The 19154-nt window shown below is 68.1% G+C and carries 13 protein-coding genes; 9 read left to right on the forward strand and 4 right to left on the reverse strand.

Features of this window, described 5'->3' with window-relative positions; genetic code table 11:
* Positions 1–160 precede the first annotated feature (160 nt).
* The gene (locus tag P6281_RS10190; RefSeq protein ID WP_238963675.1) at positions 161–1045 is read left to right on the forward strand and encodes a TPM domain-containing protein; all 885 of its coding nucleotides are present in this window, start codon (positions 161–163) and stop codon (positions 1043–1045) included.
* On the opposite strand, the gene P6281_RS10195 is transcribed toward P6281_RS10190, so the two are convergent.
* Genes P6281_RS10195 through P6281_RS10205 form a run of 3 tightly spaced genes read right to left on the reverse strand, consistent with a single transcriptional unit; the run spans position 1042 to position 10881 of the window.
* The gene (locus P6281_RS10195) at positions 1042–2643 is read right to left on the reverse strand and encodes a bifunctional aminoglycoside phosphotransferase/ATP-binding protein (RefSeq protein WP_324738844.1); all 1602 of its coding nucleotides are present in this window, start codon (positions 2641–2643) and stop codon (positions 1042–1044) included. The genes P6281_RS10190 and P6281_RS10195 overlap by 4 nt on opposite strands.
* A 46-nt stretch (positions 2644–2689) precedes the next feature.
* Complete coding sequence (locus P6281_RS10200) at positions 2690–3379, reverse strand: Type 1 glutamine amidotransferase-like domain-containing protein (RefSeq protein WP_014379851.1); 690 nt, start codon at positions 3377–3379, stop codon at positions 2690–2692.
* Positions 3376–10881 (reverse strand): BTAD domain-containing putative transcriptional regulator, encoded by a 7506-nt coding sequence (locus tag P6281_RS10205; protein WP_324738845.1) that lies wholly within the window; start codon positions 10879–10881, stop codon positions 3376–3378. Before P6281_RS10205 ends, P6281_RS10200 begins: the two co-directional genes overlap by 4 nt.
* Before the next feature lie 116 nt (positions 10882–10997).
* Between P6281_RS10205 and P6281_RS10210 the strand changes: the two genes are divergently transcribed.
* The 6 genes from P6281_RS10210 to P6281_RS10235 all read left to right on the forward strand — a co-directional run bounded on the left by P6281_RS10210 (position 10998) and on the right by P6281_RS10235 (position 16545).
* On the forward strand, positions 10998–13568 hold the full coding sequence (locus P6281_RS10210; RefSeq protein WP_324738846.1) for a SpoIIE family protein phosphatase: 2571 nt from the start codon (positions 10998–11000) through the stop codon (positions 13566–13568).
* On the forward strand, positions 13568–13885 hold the full coding sequence (locus tag P6281_RS10215) for an STAS domain-containing protein (RefSeq protein ID WP_324738847.1): 318 nt from the start codon (positions 13568–13570) through the stop codon (positions 13883–13885). Before P6281_RS10210 ends, P6281_RS10215 begins: the two co-directional genes overlap by 1 nt.
* Before the next feature lie 87 nt (positions 13886–13972).
* Positions 13973–14404, forward strand: coding sequence for a nitroreductase family deazaflavin-dependent oxidoreductase (locus tag P6281_RS10220; protein ID WP_324738848.1), 432 nt, complete (start codon positions 13973–13975; stop codon positions 14402–14404).
* A gap of 143 nt (positions 14405–14547) precedes the next feature.
* Positions 14548–14847 (forward strand): hypothetical protein, encoded by a 300-nt coding sequence (locus tag P6281_RS10225; RefSeq protein WP_242657631.1) that lies wholly within the window; start codon positions 14548–14550, stop codon positions 14845–14847.
* A 133-nt stretch (positions 14848–14980) separates the two neighbouring features.
* Positions 14981–15913, forward strand: a complete 933-nt coding sequence (locus P6281_RS10230; RefSeq protein WP_324738849.1) for a class I SAM-dependent methyltransferase — start codon at positions 14981–14983, stop codon at positions 15911–15913.
* Positions 15910–16545: a class I SAM-dependent methyltransferase gene (locus P6281_RS10235; RefSeq protein ID WP_014711393.1), complete on the forward strand. Its 636-nt coding sequence runs from the start codon at positions 15910–15912 to the stop codon at positions 16543–16545. The genes P6281_RS10230 and P6281_RS10235 overlap by 4 nt, the downstream gene beginning before the upstream one ends.
* Before the next feature lie 96 nt (positions 16546–16641).
* Here P6281_RS10235 and P6281_RS10240 read toward each other — a convergent pair whose 3' ends face one another.
* Positions 16642–17292, reverse strand: coding sequence for a chitin-binding protein (locus P6281_RS10240; RefSeq protein WP_324738851.1), 651 nt, complete (start codon positions 17290–17292; stop codon positions 16642–16644).
* A 203-nt stretch (positions 17293–17495) separates the two neighbouring features.
* Between P6281_RS10240 and P6281_RS10245 the strand changes: the two genes are divergently transcribed.
* Entirely contained in the window at positions 17496–18209 is a 714-nt protein-coding gene (locus tag P6281_RS10245; RefSeq protein WP_008255713.1) for a VIT1/CCC1 transporter family protein, read from the forward strand.
* A 100-nt stretch (positions 18210–18309) separates the two neighbouring features.
* Positions 18310–19152 carry a thioesterase family protein gene (locus P6281_RS10250; protein ID WP_201359178.1) on the forward strand — a complete coding sequence of 281 codons (843 nt, stop codon included), beginning with the start codon at positions 18310–18312 and terminating at the stop codon, positions 19150–19152.
* The last annotated feature ends 2 nt before the right edge of the window (positions 19153–19154 follow it).

Consider the following 19154-nt stretch of genomic DNA (forward strand, 5'->3'; position numbering starts at 1 on the left):
CGCGTAACCAGTGGGTGTCCAGTGCGTGCGGGGGTCGTGGTGGGCGGGGGTTCTGGGCGGATTCTGCTGGTCGCAGACGTGCGCAGAGCGATACGGGCCCCGTTGGCCGCGGATGCGGCGCCCTCCTGACCCAACGCGAATTGGCGGCTAAGTTACCTGTATGCGGGTTATTCGCCTGTTCGGTGCCGTCCTGACGATCCTCACCGCGGACTTGCTGCTGGTAAGCCCCGCCGCCGCGCAACCGCCGTCGAAGCTCACGGATCACGTCACCGACACCACGGGGGTGTTGACCGATTCCGGTCGCGCGGCGGTCAGCGAAGCGATCGATCGGCTGTACCGCGATCGTCACATCCAACTCTGGGTGGTCTACACCGACAACTTCTCTCGCTTCAAGCCCGACAACTGGGCCGATCGCACCCGCAGCGCCAGCGGGCTGGGCGGCCAGGATGCGCTGCTGGCCATAGCCACGAACACCAAGGCGTACTCGTTCACCGTGCCGCCGCAGGTGCAGGGGCCGACCGCTGCCGGGCTGGATAGCCTGCGGCGCAACCAGATTGAACCCATGCTGGGCGCCAAGGACTGGAGCGGAGCGGCGGTCGCCGCGGCCGACGGGTTGGATAAATTGGCGAGTTCGGCCAAGCCGGCGAGCTCGTCGAAGCCGATCTGGCCGCTGGTCGCGATCGGCGTCATCGTCGTCGTGGTTCTGCTGTTGCTGTTCGTGCTCTATCGCGCACGTCGGCGCCGGCGCGCGCCGGGCAGCGTTGCGGGGCACGGTGATTCGTTGCCGCAGGCGCTGTCCACCGCGGATGCGCGGGTGCGCCAAATCTCGGATTATGTGGCCCGGCATCGCGACAGCGTCGGCGCCGAGGCCCAGGCCCGGCTCGACGAGGCCCAGCGGCATTTGGCGGCGGCGCGCGGCAAGGAATCCACTAACGACGCCGAGGCGCTCGCGCACGCCAACAGGGCGTCGACGCTGGCCGCTCAGGCGCAGACGCTGGCCAACGCCGACGTGCTAGGACACCATGGCACGCGACGGCGCCGTTAGCGGTAGGAAGCGCGCAGCAGCGCCAGCGCCTGCTCGACGGTCTCCTCGCTGTCGCGCGTCGCATCGACCCGCAGAACGGACGGTTGCTCGTTGGGTGGCGTGAATGCGGCGCGCAGCTCGGGCCACAGCTCGATCCGCGCATCCGAGACAACGCCCTTCTCCGTGGCGCGCCGCTCGAGTCGCGCGATCAGGGTGGCGTCGTCGGCGTCGCACAGCACGACGCGGAGGTCGGCCCCGAGGCGGTGCGCCAGTTGCCGCATCTGGGCGCGCTCGCGCGGATTGCCGAACGTCGCATCGACGGCTACGCCCCGGCCGCGACGCAACCAGCGCGCGGCATCACGGCGCAGGGCGGCATACGTGCTGCGCGTCATCGCCGGATCGTAGAGCCCCGAACCGAATTCGTCGCTGCCGCGCTGGGTGGGCTCGATGCCCGCCATCCGCTTGCGCGCCATATCGGACGAGAGATGCACCAGCCCGAGTCGGCCGGCGAGCGCGCGCGCCAGGGTGGTCTTGCCGCTGGCCGGCAGACCCATGGTGACCACCATCGGGGGGCGGGGCAGCCCACCCCCGTGCGCCCAGGCCAGGTCGAAGTACGCGCGCGACTCGGCGATGAGCTCACGGTTGTCACCACCGGACGCCTGTTCCGTCTGGGCCAGGCGCAGGCTGCGGACCTTGCCGCGAACGTAGGCCCGGTAGCAGGCGTAGAAATCGAGCAGGTCGAGCAGACCGGCGTCGCCGCTGGCCCGCACGTAGGAATCGACGAACGCCCACGCCACATCCGCGCGACCGTGGTATTCGAGATCCATTGCCAGAAAGGCGACTTCGGAGGCGAGGTCGGCGCAACGATAACGCGGCGCGAATTGCAGGCTGTCGAACAGCAGAATCTGGCCGTCGTCGATGCAGATGCTGGCGGCGTGCAGGTCGCCGTGGCCATCGCGCACGTGCCCGTCGGCCACGCGTCGTTCGAGCACCGGCGCCCGCGTTCGCAGGAACTCGTCGACGTAGCGTCGGATGTGGTCGTTGACGTCGCTTGAGATGGTCCGGCCGACGAACGGAGAAATCTGATCGAAGTTCTCCTGCCAGTTCGCGGCCACGCTGGACGGGCTGCCGTACGCATCGATGTCGGGGCCGGTTTCGGTCCTGCCGTGAAGCTTGGCCAGGGTGCGGCCGATTCGTCGCGCGAGTCGAAGGTCGACCTCGCCGCGCGCGAGCTTGGCCGGCAGCATGCCCTCCTCCGGCAGGCGCCGCATCCACACCGCCGGCTCGCCCGACCCGGACTTGCCGCCGATGCGGTAGCGGCCGTCCTGCTCGGTGACTTCGACGACGCCCAAGTACATCTGGGGACTGAACCGCCGATTGAGGCGCAGCTCCTCGTCACAGTCGGCGCGACGCCGCTCGATACTGGTGAAGTCGAGAAACCCGAGGTCCACCGGCTTCTTGAGCTTGTAGGCATAGGGGCCGGCGAGCAGGACCCACGAGCTGTGCGTCTCATGGAGACGCACGTCGTGGGCCGGCGGGTCGTACGCGTCGGGCCGTAGCAAGTCGGCGACGATGCGCGGGTGGCCGTCGGGTCCGCTCGGGTCGAAGGCGTGTGTCATGCTCCCGCCGACGATTACAGGTGGGCTGGGTGGCCGTCAAGGAACGTCAGGTTCGCGCCGGTCGCGACAGTGAGTGCGTGACGGCGGTGCCGTCATAAGCGACTATGTGCGCGGGATGGCGCAAGGGTTCGATGCTGGCATCCGCGTGGACGACGACTCCGCCGCCCGTGGGGATGCCGAGCCCGGTCGCTTCTCCGTGCAGCGATTGGATTGTCCGCGTCAGCCGCGCCCACTCGGCGCGTTCGTCGTGCACGTCGATCACCATGGGGACGAGGCCGAACACGTCGAGCAGTTCGGTGCCTGGGAGCTCGAGGATTCCATAGCGTCCGAGCTGGACCGCGCCGGCCGAAATACCCACGAGGACAGTGCCTTTGGCGTAGCGGTTCAGGATCGTCTCCTTCATGCCGGTTTTCTCGAAGGTGTTCCAGCCGAGGCGGACATCGCCGCCTGCGAGGACGATCACCTGGGCGCCTTCGAGGAAGGCGCGGTCGGCCCGGCCGAACGACGAATGGATCATGCGACGGTCGGTGATCCCGACGGCGTCCACGGCCGCCTCGAAGATTTCGTAGAACTCCGGCCGGTCGCCATTGGAGGCCCCGATGTAGGCGGCGCTCAACGGTTTGTCTCGAGCCAATCCGTCGAGCGCCGTTTCCAGTAGCGGGCGGCCGTCGCGCTTCCAGAACAGCAGCTGACTATCCGCTAGCAGGTAGAGCGGTTGGCGTTGTGGCGCTGTCACTTCGGCTGGTCTCTGCAAGTAACCTGATCGAAGTGCGCAAGGGCCACCTCGAGATCTGACCCCTCGAAGACTTCGACGCGGCTAAGCAGGTTTCCCTCGACCACGATCACGTAGGTCAACCGCAATTCCGCGTCAAATCCATCTTGCGAGGTCATTTTCAGCACTTGAGTAGTGACGGTTCCGTCTTCGGTGAGCTGATGCACGGCTTCGATGTAGGCGCTGGTATCCGAAGTGAGGTCCCACAGGGCACCGACGGATGTGGCCAGATCAACCCCCTCGATCGATACGAGCGATCGATGATCGATGTAAACCGGATCCGGCGTCGTCGCGGGAAGCTCGTGACGATTGAATTTGGCGTTAGCCCTTGAAGTCACCGACCAAGTGTGCGCGTACGCGGCCGCTTCGCCGGCGAGGTAGCGCGCATCGAGTTCCTCGAAGGCAGCATCGATATCGTCGGCGTCGAAAAAGACGTGGGCGGCGATCCGCCCGTCGGTGTCAATTTCGGCGATTCCCAGCAGCTCTACCGCAAATCCCTCCCGCCGGGAGTCGGGATTGAACGAGCGGACGCGGGCGAGCGAGAGGCGCTTTCCACGAGTCGCGATCACCGTCAAGGACACCTGCGCAAGGCCCTCGGCCAGTGCTCGCATTTTTGCCATCACGGCATCGCGACCGTCCCAGAAGCCGACATTCACCACTCGACGTCGATCGTCGACGAAACTGTCCGGCGCCAAGATTTCGGCTATCGCCGCCCAATCGTGGGTGCTCGAGCGATCAAAGAGTCGGTGTTCTGCGCGGCTTGCCGCGTTTTCCAGCTTCCGCGTCTGGCCGTGCAGCTCATCGAACCTGGCGAGCGCGGTGTCTAGGTCGGACTCGTCGAAAAGCTCACAGCGGTTGATCCGATCGCCTTCGAAAGTCATGACGTCGATTACCTGCCACTCGGCGTCGAGCCCTTCGGGCGAAGTCCCAGCCGCGACATGAGTGATCACCGCGCCAAGGCTGCTCAGGCGGTGCACGGCGGCAACGTAGAGGTAGGACTGCGGCGAAAGTTCCCACGCGACGGAGAGATATGCCGCCAGATCACCCGTGCCGATCGGCACCAGTCGTCGGTGATCAATGTTTACCCAATCTGATGTCGTCGCAGGGATTTTCCGCTGGTTCAGCGCCACAAAGGCGTCCGTCACCAGCGTCCAGGTGTGGGAGTGGGTGGAGGCCTCCCCCGCGAGGTACCGCGCATCGAGTTCGGCGATGGCCGCGTCGAGTTCGTCCGCGTCGAATACGACCCGCGCGACGACTCGGTTTTCGGTGTCGATCTCGACGAGGCCGAGCACCTCGCTGTGGAACGTGTCGGGCCCTTGCTCAGGGCCGAAGAAACGGGTGCGGCCAAGGAAAAGGCGGTCGCCCCGGGTCGCGATGACGTGTGATGTCATGCTCGCAATCCCGACGTCGGCCCACGCCCTCATATTGTCGATATCGACATCTCGGCCTAGTTGGACTCCCGCGCCCACTACGCGACGACGATCGTCACTCGAAAAGTCGTCGGCCGTCATCTCGGCCATCGCACCCCAGTCGCGCGCCGCGAAGTGCGCCAGGAAGCGGTCGCTGACTTGGCTGGCCACATTGTGCAGCCGCGGTGCCTGCCGGTGCAGCTCATCGAACCTGGCGAGCGCGGCGTCGAGGTCGGGCTCGTCGAAGACCTCGACGCGGCGGTAGAGATCGCCGTCGGTTACGCCAACGACGACTGTCCGCCATTCGGCATCAAAGCCCTCCTCCGAAGTGCCGCGTGCGGTGTGGGTCATGACCGCTCCCAGCTCATTCAGCCGATGCACCGCTTCGACGTAGACTCTGACGTCTGGCGTGAGGTCCCACAGGGCGGGAAGATAGCCCGTCAGATCCTCCCGCTCGGCTGTTAAGACCGCTCGATGGTCTATGAACTCTGAATCCGGTGTCATGGCGGGCAGTTCGTTTCGATTGACCGCGGCATAGGCTCGCGTGATGAACGACCACGTTCGCGCGTAAGGAGCGGCTTCGCCCGCGAGATAGCGGGCGTCGAGTTCGGCGACGGCGGAGTCGAAGTCGCCGCGGTCGAACGTGACGTAGGCTGCCATCTGGTTGTCGGAGTTGATCTCGACGACTCCGAGTTCCTCAGTGAGGACGCCGTCGGAGGCGTGGTCTGGTCCCGAGGAACGGGTTTGGACGAGGGCGAGACGCGCGCCGCGGGTCGCGATGACTGTCGACGAAAAATCCGTGATACCGACCTCAGCGATAGCTTGCAGGTTCGCAATTTGCGTATCTCGACCGTGTAGGACCCCAGCGTTAACCACGTGCCGGCGATCGTCGTGCGAGACATTGTCGGCCAGTGTCGTCGCCAAGGAGTCCCAATCGCAGGCTGCGAAGTACGCAAAGAAGCGCTCCGCTATCTGGCTCGCAGCATTTTCCAGCCGCTGTGCCGGTCTGTTGAGGTGATCGAATCTCGCTAGCGCGACGTCGAGGTCTCCCTCATCGAAGACTTCGCAGTGGTTGACCACGCCGTCCACCGCCACCAGAAGTACCATCCGCCACTCGGCATCGAAGCCTTCCCGCGAGGTGGCACGCGTCGCATGGCTGATGACCGCCCCACGGTTGGTTAGCCGATGCACGGCCTCGATATAGATGCTGACATCTTGTTCGAGGTCCCATGCGGCATGGACGTAGTCAGTCAACTCGCCGGGGGCGACGGCTACCGCCCGCCGGTGGTCGATGTTGACCCAATCCGGCGTCGTCGCAATCCGTTCGCGCCGGTTGAAGGCACCGTAGCCCTGCGTGATGGCCGACCATGCGTCTGCGTAAGGTGCTGCCTCGTCGGCAAGATAGCGAGCGTCGAGTTCGCCTATGGCACTGTCGAAGTCGTCCAGGTCGTAGACGACGATCAACGTGAGTCGCTCGTCGGCGTCGATCTCGACGACATTGATCGCATCGTTTTGAATCGTTTCCGGGTCGCGGCCGGCCGCCCGCACCCGTGTGAGGGCGAGGCGCTCGCCGCGGATCGCCACGACGTCGGCCATCCCGATCGTGAACCCGAGGTCGGCGGCCACCTGCAGATCCTCGATCACGGATTCTCGGCTGCCTCGGTCCCCGGCATTCACGACCCGTCGGTGATCGGCGCCGGAAAGGCTTTCGGAGACAATGGTTCCTACGGCAGCCCAGTCGCGGGCGGCGAAGTGCGACCAGAAGCGTTCGTATACCCGCGTCGCGGCGTTCTCGAGCCGCGCCCGAGGATGTTCTGTCTCGAATCGGGCCTGCGTGGCATCGAGCTCGGCGAGTGCGGCGTCCATGTCTTCGAGGTCGAAAAACACATGCAGCGCAATTCGACCTTCCTGGTCGAGGCCGTATAGCTGAAGCCACTCGTCCCGCGGTGCCCCAGGGCTCTGGTCTGCAGGACCTACCTCTAACCGGGTGAGAGCCAGGCGCTCGCCACGCACGGCGACAACCACGTGGTGGTACCGCACTGGGGCCAATAATTCGCGGAGACGTCTGGCTTCGCATTCCCATTCGTCATAAGAAAGATCATCACGGCCGAGGCCAACTATCTTCCGGCGGCTTTCACAGGTGACGACGGCTGCGACGTGCTGCCCGATCTCGTCCCAGGCTTCGCGATCGTAGGCGGCGTCTATCTGGCGAATCGCTCGCACGCAGGCGTTGTCGAGTTCGACGCGTGGCGCTTCAGGTGCGGGCGCTATCGGTGGGGTAGGCACCTCGCGCCTGCCGAGGACTTCCCGCGCCCTCTCCGCAAGCGCCGCAGCGCCTTTGCGCTCATACAGGTCGACCGCTTGCTCGGCGGCGGCCCGGGCCCCGGCCACGTCGCCTGCGGCCCCCAACACCGTTGCCAGCGTGAAACATGCGTCGCCGTGATCGACCAGGGCGTCCGTGCGCTCGGCCAGAGCGACCGCCTCTGAGGCGATCCGCCGGGCCCCGTCGTGGTCGTTGCCCCGCGCCAGCAGATGCGCCCGAAGCGTACGCCACGCAATCGATGCCTTCAGCGCGTGCCCAGCGAGACGCTCGCTCACCGAACACAATTCGTCTGCCTCGGATTCGCGCCCGAGTGCAAGGTATGCGCGGCCCAACAACGCGGCGGTCTCGGCAGTGTCGGCGTCCAGGCCCATGCGACGAAAGCCGTTGTAAGCCTTGCGCAGATGCGACTCGGCTGCGGCCGGATCGTCGACGATGAGCTCGACGATCCCGGCGAACTGCTCAACTTCCAATAGCGCATGACGCAAGCCGAGCTCGCTCACCGTGCGCCGGGCCGAGTCGATCATCCGACGGGCCGCCGCGGCGCGGCCGCGAAAGGCCTCCAACACGGCCTGGCATCGTGTCGAGGTGGCTTCGACGGCGGGGGAGTCGGTCGTGATCCGCAGCAGCCGCACCACGTCGAGGCACCGCCCGCCCGCACGGGGCACCGGGTTGGGGCCCCACAGCGCCGCGAGGGGAGCGCCCGCCAAAACCGCGTTCACGCGGCGGTGTTCGCGCGCGCGACGCGCCGCGTTCAGCGCGTCGTCGAGGGCGCCCTCGCAGTCGGCGATCCGCCCGAGACGGGCGAGGCACCCCGCGCGGACGGTGTGCGCCGTGGCTTCTCCGGCGGCGTCGTCTTGTTCGGCGAGTTTGGCGGCGGCCGCGGCCAACGCGGCTTCGACCTCGTCCAACCGTTCGGGGTGGATCAGCATCGACAGCTGCCCGTCGAAGCAAGTCGCCCACGCCGCGAGCCGGGCCGAATCGACTGTCGCCGCCCGCAATTGGGAGACAGCGCCCGCGGCCGAGGACACATCGCCGGCGGCCAACAAGGCCTCGCAGCGCGCGACCAACAGCTCGGCGGTCTGGTCGTCGCGGTCGGGCAGCTCGTCGTCAAGTTCTTCCAGCGCGTGCAGGGCGCGGTGGTACAGGTCGGCCGCGCCCTCGTAGGCGAGACGTGACATCGCCTGGTCGGCCGCGCGCCGACAATAGAAAACCGCCTTGGCGGCGTTTCCGGCCCAGGCGCATTCGAAATAGTGGTGAGCAAGCTCGGCGAGCAACTCGTCGTCGGCGCCGGGCAGCGTCTCGAGCGTTGCGGCGATGCGCTGGTGTAATCGCATGCGCCGCACCGACGCCAGCTCGGCGAGCAGCGATTGCCGGACAATCGCGTGGTTGAACCGGTAGTTGCCATCGGGTTCTTCGATGACGATGCCGGCGTTGCGCGCTTCGTCGAACGCGTCGATGAGGTCGTTGCCGACCACCTGCTCGACCAGTTCAAGGGAGAACCGGCTGCCGACAACCGCCGCCGTGGCGAGGGCTTTGTTCGTCTCGGTCGGTAGCCGGGAAAGCCTGCGGCTCACGGCTTCTCGTACACCCTGAGGAAGGGTGCTCTGATCCCACACGCCGCCGCTCTCATCGACGTGGCGCAAGGCCTCGATGAGGAAGAAGGGGTTACCGCCGGTGACCGACGCCAGCGCGTGCGCGAGTTCCTCGTCGTCGTAGCCGGCTTCGGCGACGTAGGTGGTCACGTCGTCCTCGTCGAGGCCGCCGAGGTTGAGCCGGTTGGCCGTGCCGTCGCGGTGCAGGTCGGCGAGCATCGCCGCCAGGGGGTGGGAGCGGTCGAGGTCGGTGCTGCGGTAGGTGCCGACGATCTGCACGCGGGCGTGGTCGCCGAAGCGCAGCAGGTGCCGCAGCAGGAGCAGCGTCGGCTTGGCCGCCCAGTGCAGGTCGTCGAGGATCAAGAGCACCGGTGCGCTCGCGGAGGCGATTTCGAGCAGGGCAACGGCGGCATCGAAGAGTGCGTATCGCTCGGTGTCGGGATCCGCGTGCGCCGGGGGAGCGAGGTCGGGCACCACATCGGCCAGCCCGGGCGCGAGCGGCAGCAACGCTTCGACGCCACGCAGTCCCCGTAGCCGCTCAGCGCCCATACACGGCACGAGCGCACGCAGCGCTTCCGCGAACGGTTGATAGGGCGCTCCGAGGTCCTCGTCGCACCGGCCGTACAGCACGACCGCGCCCATTTCATAGGCCCGCTGCGACCACTCACCGGCCAGGCGGGTCTTGCCGACGCCGGGTTCGCCGGCGATCAGCACCGTGCGCACGCCCCCCGTCAGTGCGCCCTGCCACGCCGACAGCAGGCCTTCGAGTTCGCGGCCCCGCCCGACGAACGGCCCGGGGCCGACGAGCACCGCCGGAAGTCCGGGGCGCTCCATCGGGGTTTCGGCCGCCGCCGGCTGCGGACGCTGCTCAGCGGTTTCCAGTCGCAACTCGAAAACGTGCTCGGGCCGTGCGAGATTCCGCAACTGGCGCATCCCCAGGTCGGTGAGCACCACGTCGTCGGCGAGCGAGTCGATGACGAGCTCGGCGGTCGCGCCCGAGCACAGGATCTGGCCACCCTCGGCCAGCGACCGCAGCCGCGCGACCCGGTTGACGGCCCGGCCGAAGTAGTCGCCGTCGCGAAGCTCGACCTCGCCGGTATGCAGCGCCACCCGGACGCGGATGGGTTGCCGCAGCGCCCAGGGTTCATGCGCGATCGCGTCCTGCAACTCGACCGCTGCCGAGGCCGCCGCAGACGGCCGTTCGAAAACCGAGAAGGTGGCATCGCCCTCGCCGCGCGTCTTGATCAGCCGACCGCCACGCGACGTGACCACGTGTTCGATCAGCTCGTCGTGTCGGGCGAGGGCCGCCGCCATGGCCCCGGCCTCGGCCTCCCAGGCGGCCGTCGACCCCTCGATATCGGTGAGAAGGAACGTCACCGCGCGGGTCACCGACGGAACATGTTGTGCCACAGCAATGTCCAGGGAGGAGTCCTGCGCGACGATCAGGGCCTCGAGCCGGCGAAGTTCCGGTCCGGGATCGACGCCGAGCTCGTCGGCCAGCAGCGCCCTCGCGCGTTGGTACGCGCCGAGGGCTTCGCCTTGCCGGCCGGCGCGGTAGAGGGCGAGCATCAGCTGGCCCCACCGCCTTTCGCGCAGCGGAGCATCGGCAATCGCGGCCTCGAGATCGCCGATGACTTCCGCGGCGCGGCCCGTCGCCAGCAACGCGTCGGCTCGATCCTCCACCAGCGCGGCGTGGCCCTCCATCCACCGCGTTTTTTCGGACGTGCCGCGCCGGCCATCGGGAAGTTCGGGGATTCCGCGCCATAGGGCGAGGGCCTCGTCGAACCGGGCCACCGCTTGGCCGGTGTCGCCGGCGGCGGCGGCCGCGCGTCCCAGGCGGGTGGCCGTCTTGTACCGCGAGGCATCGACCTCGCTGTCGGCGAGGACCCAACCCGCCCCTTGCGTCAGGACGAAGCCGTCACCGAGCGTGCGGCGCAGCGAGGAGATGTGGGTCTGCAGGGCTTTGTCGGCGGTGCGCGGCGGGTCCTCGCCCCACAGCAACTCGACGAGCGTGTCGCCCGGCACAACGGAACCGTCGTGCAGTCCGAGCATGGTGAGGATGGCGCGAGGTTTCGCGCCCGGGATACCGACGGCCGCTCCGCCTCGCCGGACCTGGAGAGGGCCTAAAACCCCCAGTTCCACCGCTAAAAGGGTACTCACCTCGCCTATCGTCGGCGGGGCAATTCAATACCCGGTCAAGATTCAGTAAAGGCCGCAGCGCCCGCGCGCCGGCAACACCACGCACTACCTTGGTGCCTATGGACAGCGACCGGGATGACTCCGCCTTCACCTGGCAGGGCCGGCGCGAACTGGTGGGCCAGATGCACGACCAGCTCGATGAGCTGGTCGCGGCGCGCGACCAGATGGAACAACTGGTGCGGGTCATCGTCGAGCTCGGCTCCGATCTGGACCTGGACGTGACGCTGCACCGCGTCCTCAAAGCGGCCATGGAACTGACCGGCGCCCGCTACGCCGCCCTGGGCATCCGCGCCCCCGACGGCAGCCTCGTGTCCTTCGTGCACGCGGGCATCGACGGGGAGGCGGCGCGACGGCTCGGCGACCTCCCGGTTGGCGAAGGGCTGCGCGTCGACGATCTGAGCGCCGATCCGCAGACCGCCGGGCTGCCCACGCAGGACCCACCGTTGCGGGCGTTCCTGGGAATCCCGATCACCGTGCGGGCGGCCAACTTCGGCAACCTCTACCTGGCCGACGACCGGCCCGGGCACGTCTTCACCGACTCGCAAGAGGGTGCCGTACGAGCGATGGCCACGGCGGCCGCCGCCGCCATCGACAACGCACGACTCTTCGAGCGCGAGCGTGAAACGGCGAAATGGACGACGGCCAGCCGCGAGATCACGACCGCGCTGCTGTCCGGCGACCCGCAGACGGGGCCGCTGCAGCTCATCGTGAACCGGGCGCTGGAGTTGGCCGGCGCCGAGCAGGCGATCTTGCTGGTGCCCCGGGAGCCGGACTCGCCCGCCGACGAGGCCGACACCCTGGTCGTGGCCGCGACGGCGGGCCGCTATTCGTCGGAAGTGATCGGTCGGCAGGTCCCGATGGAGGGCTCGACCACGGGCGGTGTGGCGCGACGCGGTCTGCCGCTGATCACCGATTCCTTCCAATACCCGATCGAGGGCTTCACCGATGTCGGTGAACGCCCAGCGATCGTCATCCCGCTCATCGCGGACGGCGCGGTGCTCGGTGTCATCGCCGTCGCGCGCGACCCGCGCCAGCCCCCGTTCGGCAACGACTACCTCGACCTCGTCAGCGACTTCGCCCGGCACGCCGCGATCGCGTTGGCGCTGGCGGCGGGCCGCGAACACGCGCTCAATCAGGAACTGGCCCAAGCCGATACGGTCGAGGAAGCGGTCCAGACCGCCGCCGAAGAACTGCGCCGGCTGTGGCGGGCGCGCCGGGTCCTGGCCGTCACCTTTCCGACGTACGGCTCGTCTGCGGAGACGGCCTTCGGCGCGCCACACGTGGTGTCGGTGGGCGAGCCGGCGCAGTGGGCCGACCTGCCATCCCACACGCAAGAGGCGCTCAGCTCGTTGCGGGACGGCGACTTACTCACCCCGACGACGACGCAGCCGGGGACGGCGGGCATCGCGCTGCAGCACCCCGAGGGCGTGCTCGTCGTCTGGATCGACCTGGCCGAGCAACGCCCGTTCACCCTGGAGGACCAGACCTTGCTCACCGTGCTGGCCGGCCGCCTCGGTCAGGGTCTGCAACGGGTGCACCAAGTCGACCAGCAGCGCGAAACCGCTCTGGCCCTGCAGCACGCGATCCTCGGCCCGGCCGATCTGCCCACCGGATTCGCGGTGCGCTATCAGGCCGCCACAAGGCCCTTGCAGGTGGGCGGCGATTGGTACGACATCGTCGACCTCGAGGGCGGGCGCATCGCGTTGGTTGTCGGCGACTGCGTCGGCCATGGCCTCGCCGCCGCCGCGGTGATGGGTCAGGTGCGCAGCGCCTGTCGTGCGCTTTTGTTCGAAAACCCAAGCCCCGCTGCCGCTCTCGCGGGGTTGGATCGCTTCGCCGCGCGGCTGCCCGGCGCGCAATGCACCACCGCGGTGTGCGCGGTGCTGACCCCCGACACCGGTGAACTGGTCTACTCCAGCGCTGGGCACCCGCCGTCCATCCTGGTGCACGGCGACGGCAGCACCCAGTTGCTCGACGACGGCCACACCATCGCCTTGGGAATACGGGGCGACTGGTGGCGCCCGGAGGCCCGCGTGACCATACCGGCGCGCACGACCCTGCTGCTCTACACCGACGGGCTGGTCGAGCGTCGCCGCAGTCCGCTGGATCGGGGCATCTCCCGCGTCGCCGACGTCGCGCAGGACGCCCGAACGCTGGGCCTGGAAGATCTGGCCAACCAGGTCATGACCCGCGTCGCGCCGCGGGGCGGGTACCAGGACGACGTCGTCCTGCTGCTCTACCGTCATCCGGCGCCGTTGGAGCTGAACTTCCCCGCCGATGTCAGCCAGCTCGCGCCCACCCGCAACGCCTTGCGTAAGTGGTTGGCCCGCGTCCGGGTGGGCCCCGAGGAGGCCTTGAACGTGCTGGTTGCCGCCGGGGAAGCCGTCGCCAACGCGATCGAGCACGGCCACCGGCACAGACCGGAAGGTCTCATCCGCCTCGGCGCGACCGCGGTCGGCGACGAGGTGAAGTTGACGATCACGGACACCGGTTCGTGGAAGGCTCCGCAGCCGGCCTCCCGTCATCGTCGCGGCCGGGGCATCCCGCTGATGCGAAGCCTGATGCACGACGTCGACATCCGACCGGCGCACGACGGAACCACCGTTCACCTATCGGCGCGGATCACCTGATGACCACGCCGCTCACGCTCGACACCGCGCGCGGGCGCGACGGGAAACTCGTGCTGGTCGCTTCGGGGGAAATCGACCTGACCAATGTCGACGCCTTCACCCTGGCCCTGTCCACCGCCGCCACCGGCAGCGACGGGGCGCTGCTTGTCGATCTCAGCGCCGTGGAGTACCTCGACAGCGCCGCCATCAACGCCCTGGCCGCCCACGCCGACCGCATTGAGCTGGTCGCGCACCCGATCCTGATGCCCGTCCTCAAGGTCAGCGGCCTGACCGAGCTCACCGCCATCGTCCTCGCGCCGCCGACCGGGAAGCGCTAAGACTTTCTCGGTGTTGGATATCCTTGCGGCGCAACATATAACCTGTCATGGCTGGCCCATGTGCCTCCTGCGTGCCACGATGGCTTAATGGGTGAGGACGCGCTGAGCTCGGAACGGGAGTTCAACGAGCACAACATCGAAGAGTTTCGCCGCAATGGTGGCAAGGTCGGCGGACAGTTCGAGGGCTTCCCGCTGTTGTTGCTGACGTCAGAGGGTGCGCGCAGCGGCGCCCAACGCGTCAACCCGGTCGCCTACTTCGACATCGACGGCAAAATCTATATCGTCGGCTCGGCGGCGGGCCGGGACAAGCATCCCGCGTGGGTGCACAACATCCGCGCCATCCCCGACGTGACCGTCGAGATCGGCTCCGACGCTCCCAAGTCGGTGACCGCGCGCGAATTGCCGCGCGAGGAAAGGGATTTGATCTATCCCGTCATCGTCGAGCGCGCTCCCGGCTTCGGCGAATACCAGCAACGCACCGATCGCGTCATCCCGGTCTTCGAATTGATGACCGACTGAAGGCGCGAGCCGCCAACAACATTCAGGTCCGCCGATCCGGCACGCTAACGCGTCGATTACCGCACAATGATGTGCGCGGGTCCGGCCTGATGCGACGGGCCAACGCCGCGCGCCCTGCCCCGAAGGACGAAGTGAGGTCGGCGATGAGACGGTACCTGCGGCGCTCCCTGATCGGCGTGTTCGCCCTCGCGTTGGCGGGGTTGCCGGTGACGGTGCTCGGGACGTCCGCGATCGCCCGCGCCGACGGTGAATGCGCCCCGGGCTGGGGCTGGAGCGTCGAGCTGAATGAGTGCGTGTTCTTGCTTCCGGCCGCAAATGGACCGGGAGGCCCCGGCGGGCCCGGTGGACCGGGTGGACCCGGCGGGCCCGGCGGACCGGGCGGGCCCGGCGGACCGGGTGGGCCCGGTGGACCCGGGGCGCCCGGCCACCCAGGAGCGCACTAAAAGGCCCGCTTAGCTGCGGCAACGCCCGCCTGGAATCGGCGACATCGCCGGATGGTCGGCGCGCGGGAACTCCACCCGCCCGCCGGTCGTTATACCGGCTAAGTAATCCGATTCCGAGGGGGACAACAGCCGCATGCCACGCACAGACAACGACACCTGGGACCTCGCGACCAGTGTGGGCGCGACCGCCACGATGGTGGCGGCCGCCCGGGCGATCGCGACCAACGCCGACAACCCGCTGATCGAGGACCGATTCGCCGAGCCCCTGGTCCGTGCCGTCGGCGTGGACTTCTTCACGCGCTGGGTCTCCGGCGACCTGGTCGCCGCCGATGTCGACGACCACGAATCCGGCTGGAAGCTCGAACACATGCCCGCCGCGATGGCCGCCCGCACCCGCTTCTTCGACTCGTTCTTTCAGGCCGCGACGCAGGCCGGGATCCGGCAGGCGGTGATTTTGGCGTCCGGCCTGGACGCACGCGCCTACCGGTTGGCCTGGCCGGCCGACATGACGGTGTTCGAGATCGATCAGCCGCAGGTGATCGAATTCAAGGCCGCCACCCTTGCAGAGCTGGGCGCCGCCCCGCAGGCCGAGCTGCGCACGGTCCCCGTCGATCTGCGCAACGATTGGCCAAAAGCATTGGCGGACGCGGGCTTCGACAAGAGCCGGCCCACGGCATGGATCGCGGAAGGGCTCTTCGGTTATCTGCCGCCCGAGGCGCAGGACCGCCTCCTGGACAACGTCACCGCACTCAGCGCCGACGGCAGCCGGCTGGCGTGCGAAGCTATTCCGGACATGTCCGAGGTAGACACCGAGAAGGCTCAGGAAATGATGCGCAGGGCCACCGCGAAATGGCGTGAGCACGGCTTCGACCTGGAATTCGGCGATCTCGGCTACCATGGCGAGCGCAGCGACGTCGCCGCGTACCTCGACAACCTGGGCTGGCGCTCGGTCGGCGTCCAGATGAGTCAGCTGCTGGCGGACTTCGGCCTGGACTCGATCCCGCAGACCAACGACTCCGTCTCGGTGGCCGACACCGTCTACTTCAGCTCGGCGCTGGCCAAGTGACCGCACCGCAGCGCCGCGGGCTCAACGAAGCCGTCACCCGGATGTGGACCTTCCTCGCGCCGGCCTACGACCTGCCGTTCCTGCAACAGTGGGTATACCGGCCGCCGCACAACGAGGTGATCGCGCAGCTGCGCAACCACGGAGCGCGAAAGATCGCTGATATCGCCTGCGGCACAGGGATTCTCAGTGACCGGATCCAGCGTGAACTGAATCCCGACGAGATCTATGGCGTCGACATGTCCGACGGCATGCTCAACCAGGCCCGGGCCAAATCGGATCGGGTGCAGTGGTTGCGCGGCCCGGCCGAACAGCTTCCCTTCGACGACGGTGCGCTCGACGCGGTCGTGACGACCTCGGCGTTCCACTTCTTCGATCAGCCCGCGGCGCTGCGCGAATTCCATCGCGTGCTCGCGCCCGGCGGCCTGGTGGCCGTGTCGGCCCTGAGCACGCGGCAACCGCGGCTGCAGTCTTCCGCGCAGAACCGGTGGAAGCCGCAACACAACACGTCGGCGCCCGAGATGCGGGCGCTGTTCGAAGACGCCGGGTTCGTGATCAGCGATCAGCACCGGATCCCGCGGCCGGTCTGGACCCGCCTCGTGTCCGACCTGTTGACCGTCGGCACCAAACGCTGAAACTCGCGTCGAACCGCGGAAGCGTTCGCCGCCAACGCATTAAACGACGATGCCCGCCTCGCCGATCGGCGAGGCGGGCATCGCGTTCAGCGATCTTTACAGCGGAATCCAGACCCCGAAGAAGTCGAATCCCCACTGGTTGAAACGAGGGTTCCAGTACGGCGTTTCCTGGTAGCCCCAGTAGTCGATCGGGCCGTAAACCCAGTGACCGCCGGGCGGGGGGAGCGGTCGATCCCACGCCGGCCGCGGCGGCGCGCCCGGGCCCCACGGGCCGGGCCCGTCGCCCCACGGGGCGCCGTGGAAGTAGCCGCGCTGGTCATCGCCGTGCCACGGGCCACCCGGGCCACCGGGTCCGCCCGGACCACCGGGTCCACCCGGGTGATCGGGACCGGGGCCGCCGGGACCGCCCGGACCGCCGGGGTGATCGGGACCGGGACCGCCGGGTCCACCCGGCCTGCCAGGCCCGCCAGGCCCACCGGGATTACCGGGTCCACCCGGGCCCCCGGGCGGGCCACCAGGACCACCGGGACCACCAGGACCGCCAGGACCGCCAGGACCACCGGGTCCGCCGGGATCGTTGGGCCCGGTGGGGGCGTGGAAGCCCCCGGGTTGCGGTGCGCCATGACCACCGGGACCGGGCGGCGGACCGCCCGGCGCGGCGTTGGCAAACCCGGCGCCCATTCCCAGGGCCGCAGCGCTGAGCGCGCCGGCGATGGTCACCCCTCCGACAAGCTGCTTCAACTTCATGGTGCTTCACCTATCCACTAGGGACTTCTTCAACTAGGGATGTGCTCGGAACCTCCCCCTGACACAACCCAGACGCTAGATAGCTTCCCTATGGACTAGCTGTGTCTGGCCCATGCAATGCTTGGGCGGGGCATCGACACGCACCGGTTTGGCAAGGCTAGGTTGGCTAGTCGGCCAGGGTTTTCCTCTATATCGTTGCCGCCGTGTCGACTACGTCACATCCGGCCGAACCGCATGTCGGATCGGTGTCCTCGAAGCTGAATTGGCTGCGCGCGGGCGTGCTGGGCGCCAACGACGGGATCGTCTCCACCGCGGGCATCGTCGTCGGGGTTGCGGCGGCAACGACCCTGCGAGCGCCGATCTTGACCGCCGGAAGCGCCGCGCTGGTCGCCGGAGCGGTGTCGATGGCCCTCGGCGAATACGTATCCGTCAGCACCCAACGCGACACGGAAAGGGCGTTGCTGCGCCAGGAGCGTCGCGAATTGCGCGACGATCCGGCCGCTGAACTGGACGAGCTCGCCGAACTCTATGAAGCGAAAGGCCTGACGGCCGCCACCGCGCGCACCGTGGCAGAGGAACTCACCGATCAGAATCCGTTGCTGGCCCATGCCGAGGTCGAACTCGGCATCAATCCCGAGGAGCTGACGAATCCGTGGCAGGCGGCATCGTCGTCGGCCCTGTCCTTCGCGATCGGCGCCCTGCTGCCGTTGATCGCCATTCTGGCCCCGCCGACCACGTGGCGGATCCCCGTCACCATGGTGGCGGTGCTGATGGCGCTGGTGGTCACCGGAGCGGTCTCGGCCGGCCTGGGCGGGGCGCCAAAGCTTCGCGCGGTGCTCCGCAACGCCATCGGGGGCAGCCTCGCACTGACGGTCACCTACGTGATCGGTCACCTGGTGGGCGCCGCCATCGACTGACCGGCACGGTGCGCATCCAGCGACTGGAAGCGCAACTGTAACATTCACCGTTGCGGATCTCAGCAGGGTTCCGCGATCCCCTCACGCGAAGGGTCATGCAGTGGCCGAACCCAATTTCGTTCCGGATGAAGCCCAATGGGCGGAACCGGCGCCGTATTTCGTGCGCGACGAAAAACATTTCGTACCAACACAAATCGCGCGCGGCGGCTGGGGCCCATCGCTCAGCGGCCACGTCGTCGGCGGACTCTTGGCGTGGGCGGTCGAGCGGGCCGCGCCGGACGCGCACCTGCAACCCGCGCGGCTCACCGTCGACCTGCCCCGGCCGACGGCGCTCAAACCGCTCGAGGTGCACACCGAGGTGCGCCAGGACCGGCGGCGTTTGCGGCTGGTCGAGGCCGTCATCATCCAGGACGGCGCCCCCGTGGCACAGGCCAGCGCGCTGTTCGTGCGGCGCGGTCCCCAGCCCGACGGACACATCTGGTCACCGCCGGTACAGATGCCGCCGATGCCGCTGGGTGAGACTTCCCCGACGCTTTTCATGCGCACCTACGGCTGGGGCTCGGAGGTGCAGAACCCCGAGCCGGATTGGCCCCAGACCGATGGCCCGAAATACACCTGGTTGCACGAGAACCGCCCGTTGATCGACGACGAACCGCTGTCCGCCTTCACCCGCGCCGCGATGGCGGGCGACATCACGGCCTCGATCGCCAACTGGGGCACCAACTCCCTGGAATTCATCAACGTCGACTACACGCTGACGCTGACCCGGCTGCCCGAGGGACCGCACATCGGGCTGGCCTCCCTCATGCATCACAGCCACGACGGGGTGGCCAGCGGCTCCGCGGTACTCGTCGACGAGAAGGGCCCGATCGGCACCGGTGTGTCGGTCGCCGTCGCGCACTCGGGATTTCGCCCGCCCGCCACCGACCCGACGGTGCGCTGACG

Source organism: Mycobacterium sp. 5-140-3-2, assembly GCF_035666375.1.
Lineage (GTDB): Bacteria > Actinomycetota > Actinomycetes > Mycobacteriales > Mycobacteriaceae > Mycobacterium > Mycobacterium intracellulare.

Excerpts from the sequence above, each read along its gene's own strand:
- P6281_RS10190 (WP_238963675.1), top strand. The coding sequence starts at position 161 with ATGCGGGTTATTCGCCTGTTCGGTGCCGTCCTGACGATCCTCACCGCG.
- P6281_RS10195 (WP_324738844.1), bottom strand. The coding sequence starts at position 2,643 with ATGACACACGCCTTCGACCCGAGCGGACCCGACGGCCACCCGCGCATC.
- P6281_RS10210 (WP_324738846.1), top strand. The coding sequence starts at position 10,998 with ATGGACAGCGACCGGGATGACTCCGCCTTCACCTGGCAGGGCCGGCGC.
- P6281_RS10215 (WP_324738847.1), top strand. The coding sequence starts at position 13,568 with ATGACCACGCCGCTCACGCTCGACACCGCGCGCGGGCGCGACGGGAAA.
- P6281_RS10220 (WP_324738848.1), top strand. The coding sequence starts at position 13,973 with ATGGGTGAGGACGCGCTGAGCTCGGAACGGGAGTTCAACGAGCACAAC.
- P6281_RS10225 (WP_242657631.1), top strand. The coding sequence starts at position 14,548 with ATGAGACGGTACCTGCGGCGCTCCCTGATCGGCGTGTTCGCCCTCGCG.
- P6281_RS10230 (WP_324738849.1), top strand. The coding sequence starts at position 14,981 with ATGCCACGCACAGACAACGACACCTGGGACCTCGCGACCAGTGTGGGC.
- P6281_RS10240 (WP_324738851.1), bottom strand. The coding sequence starts at position 17,292 with ATGAAGTTGAAGCAGCTTGTCGGAGGGGTGACCATCGCCGGCGCGCTC.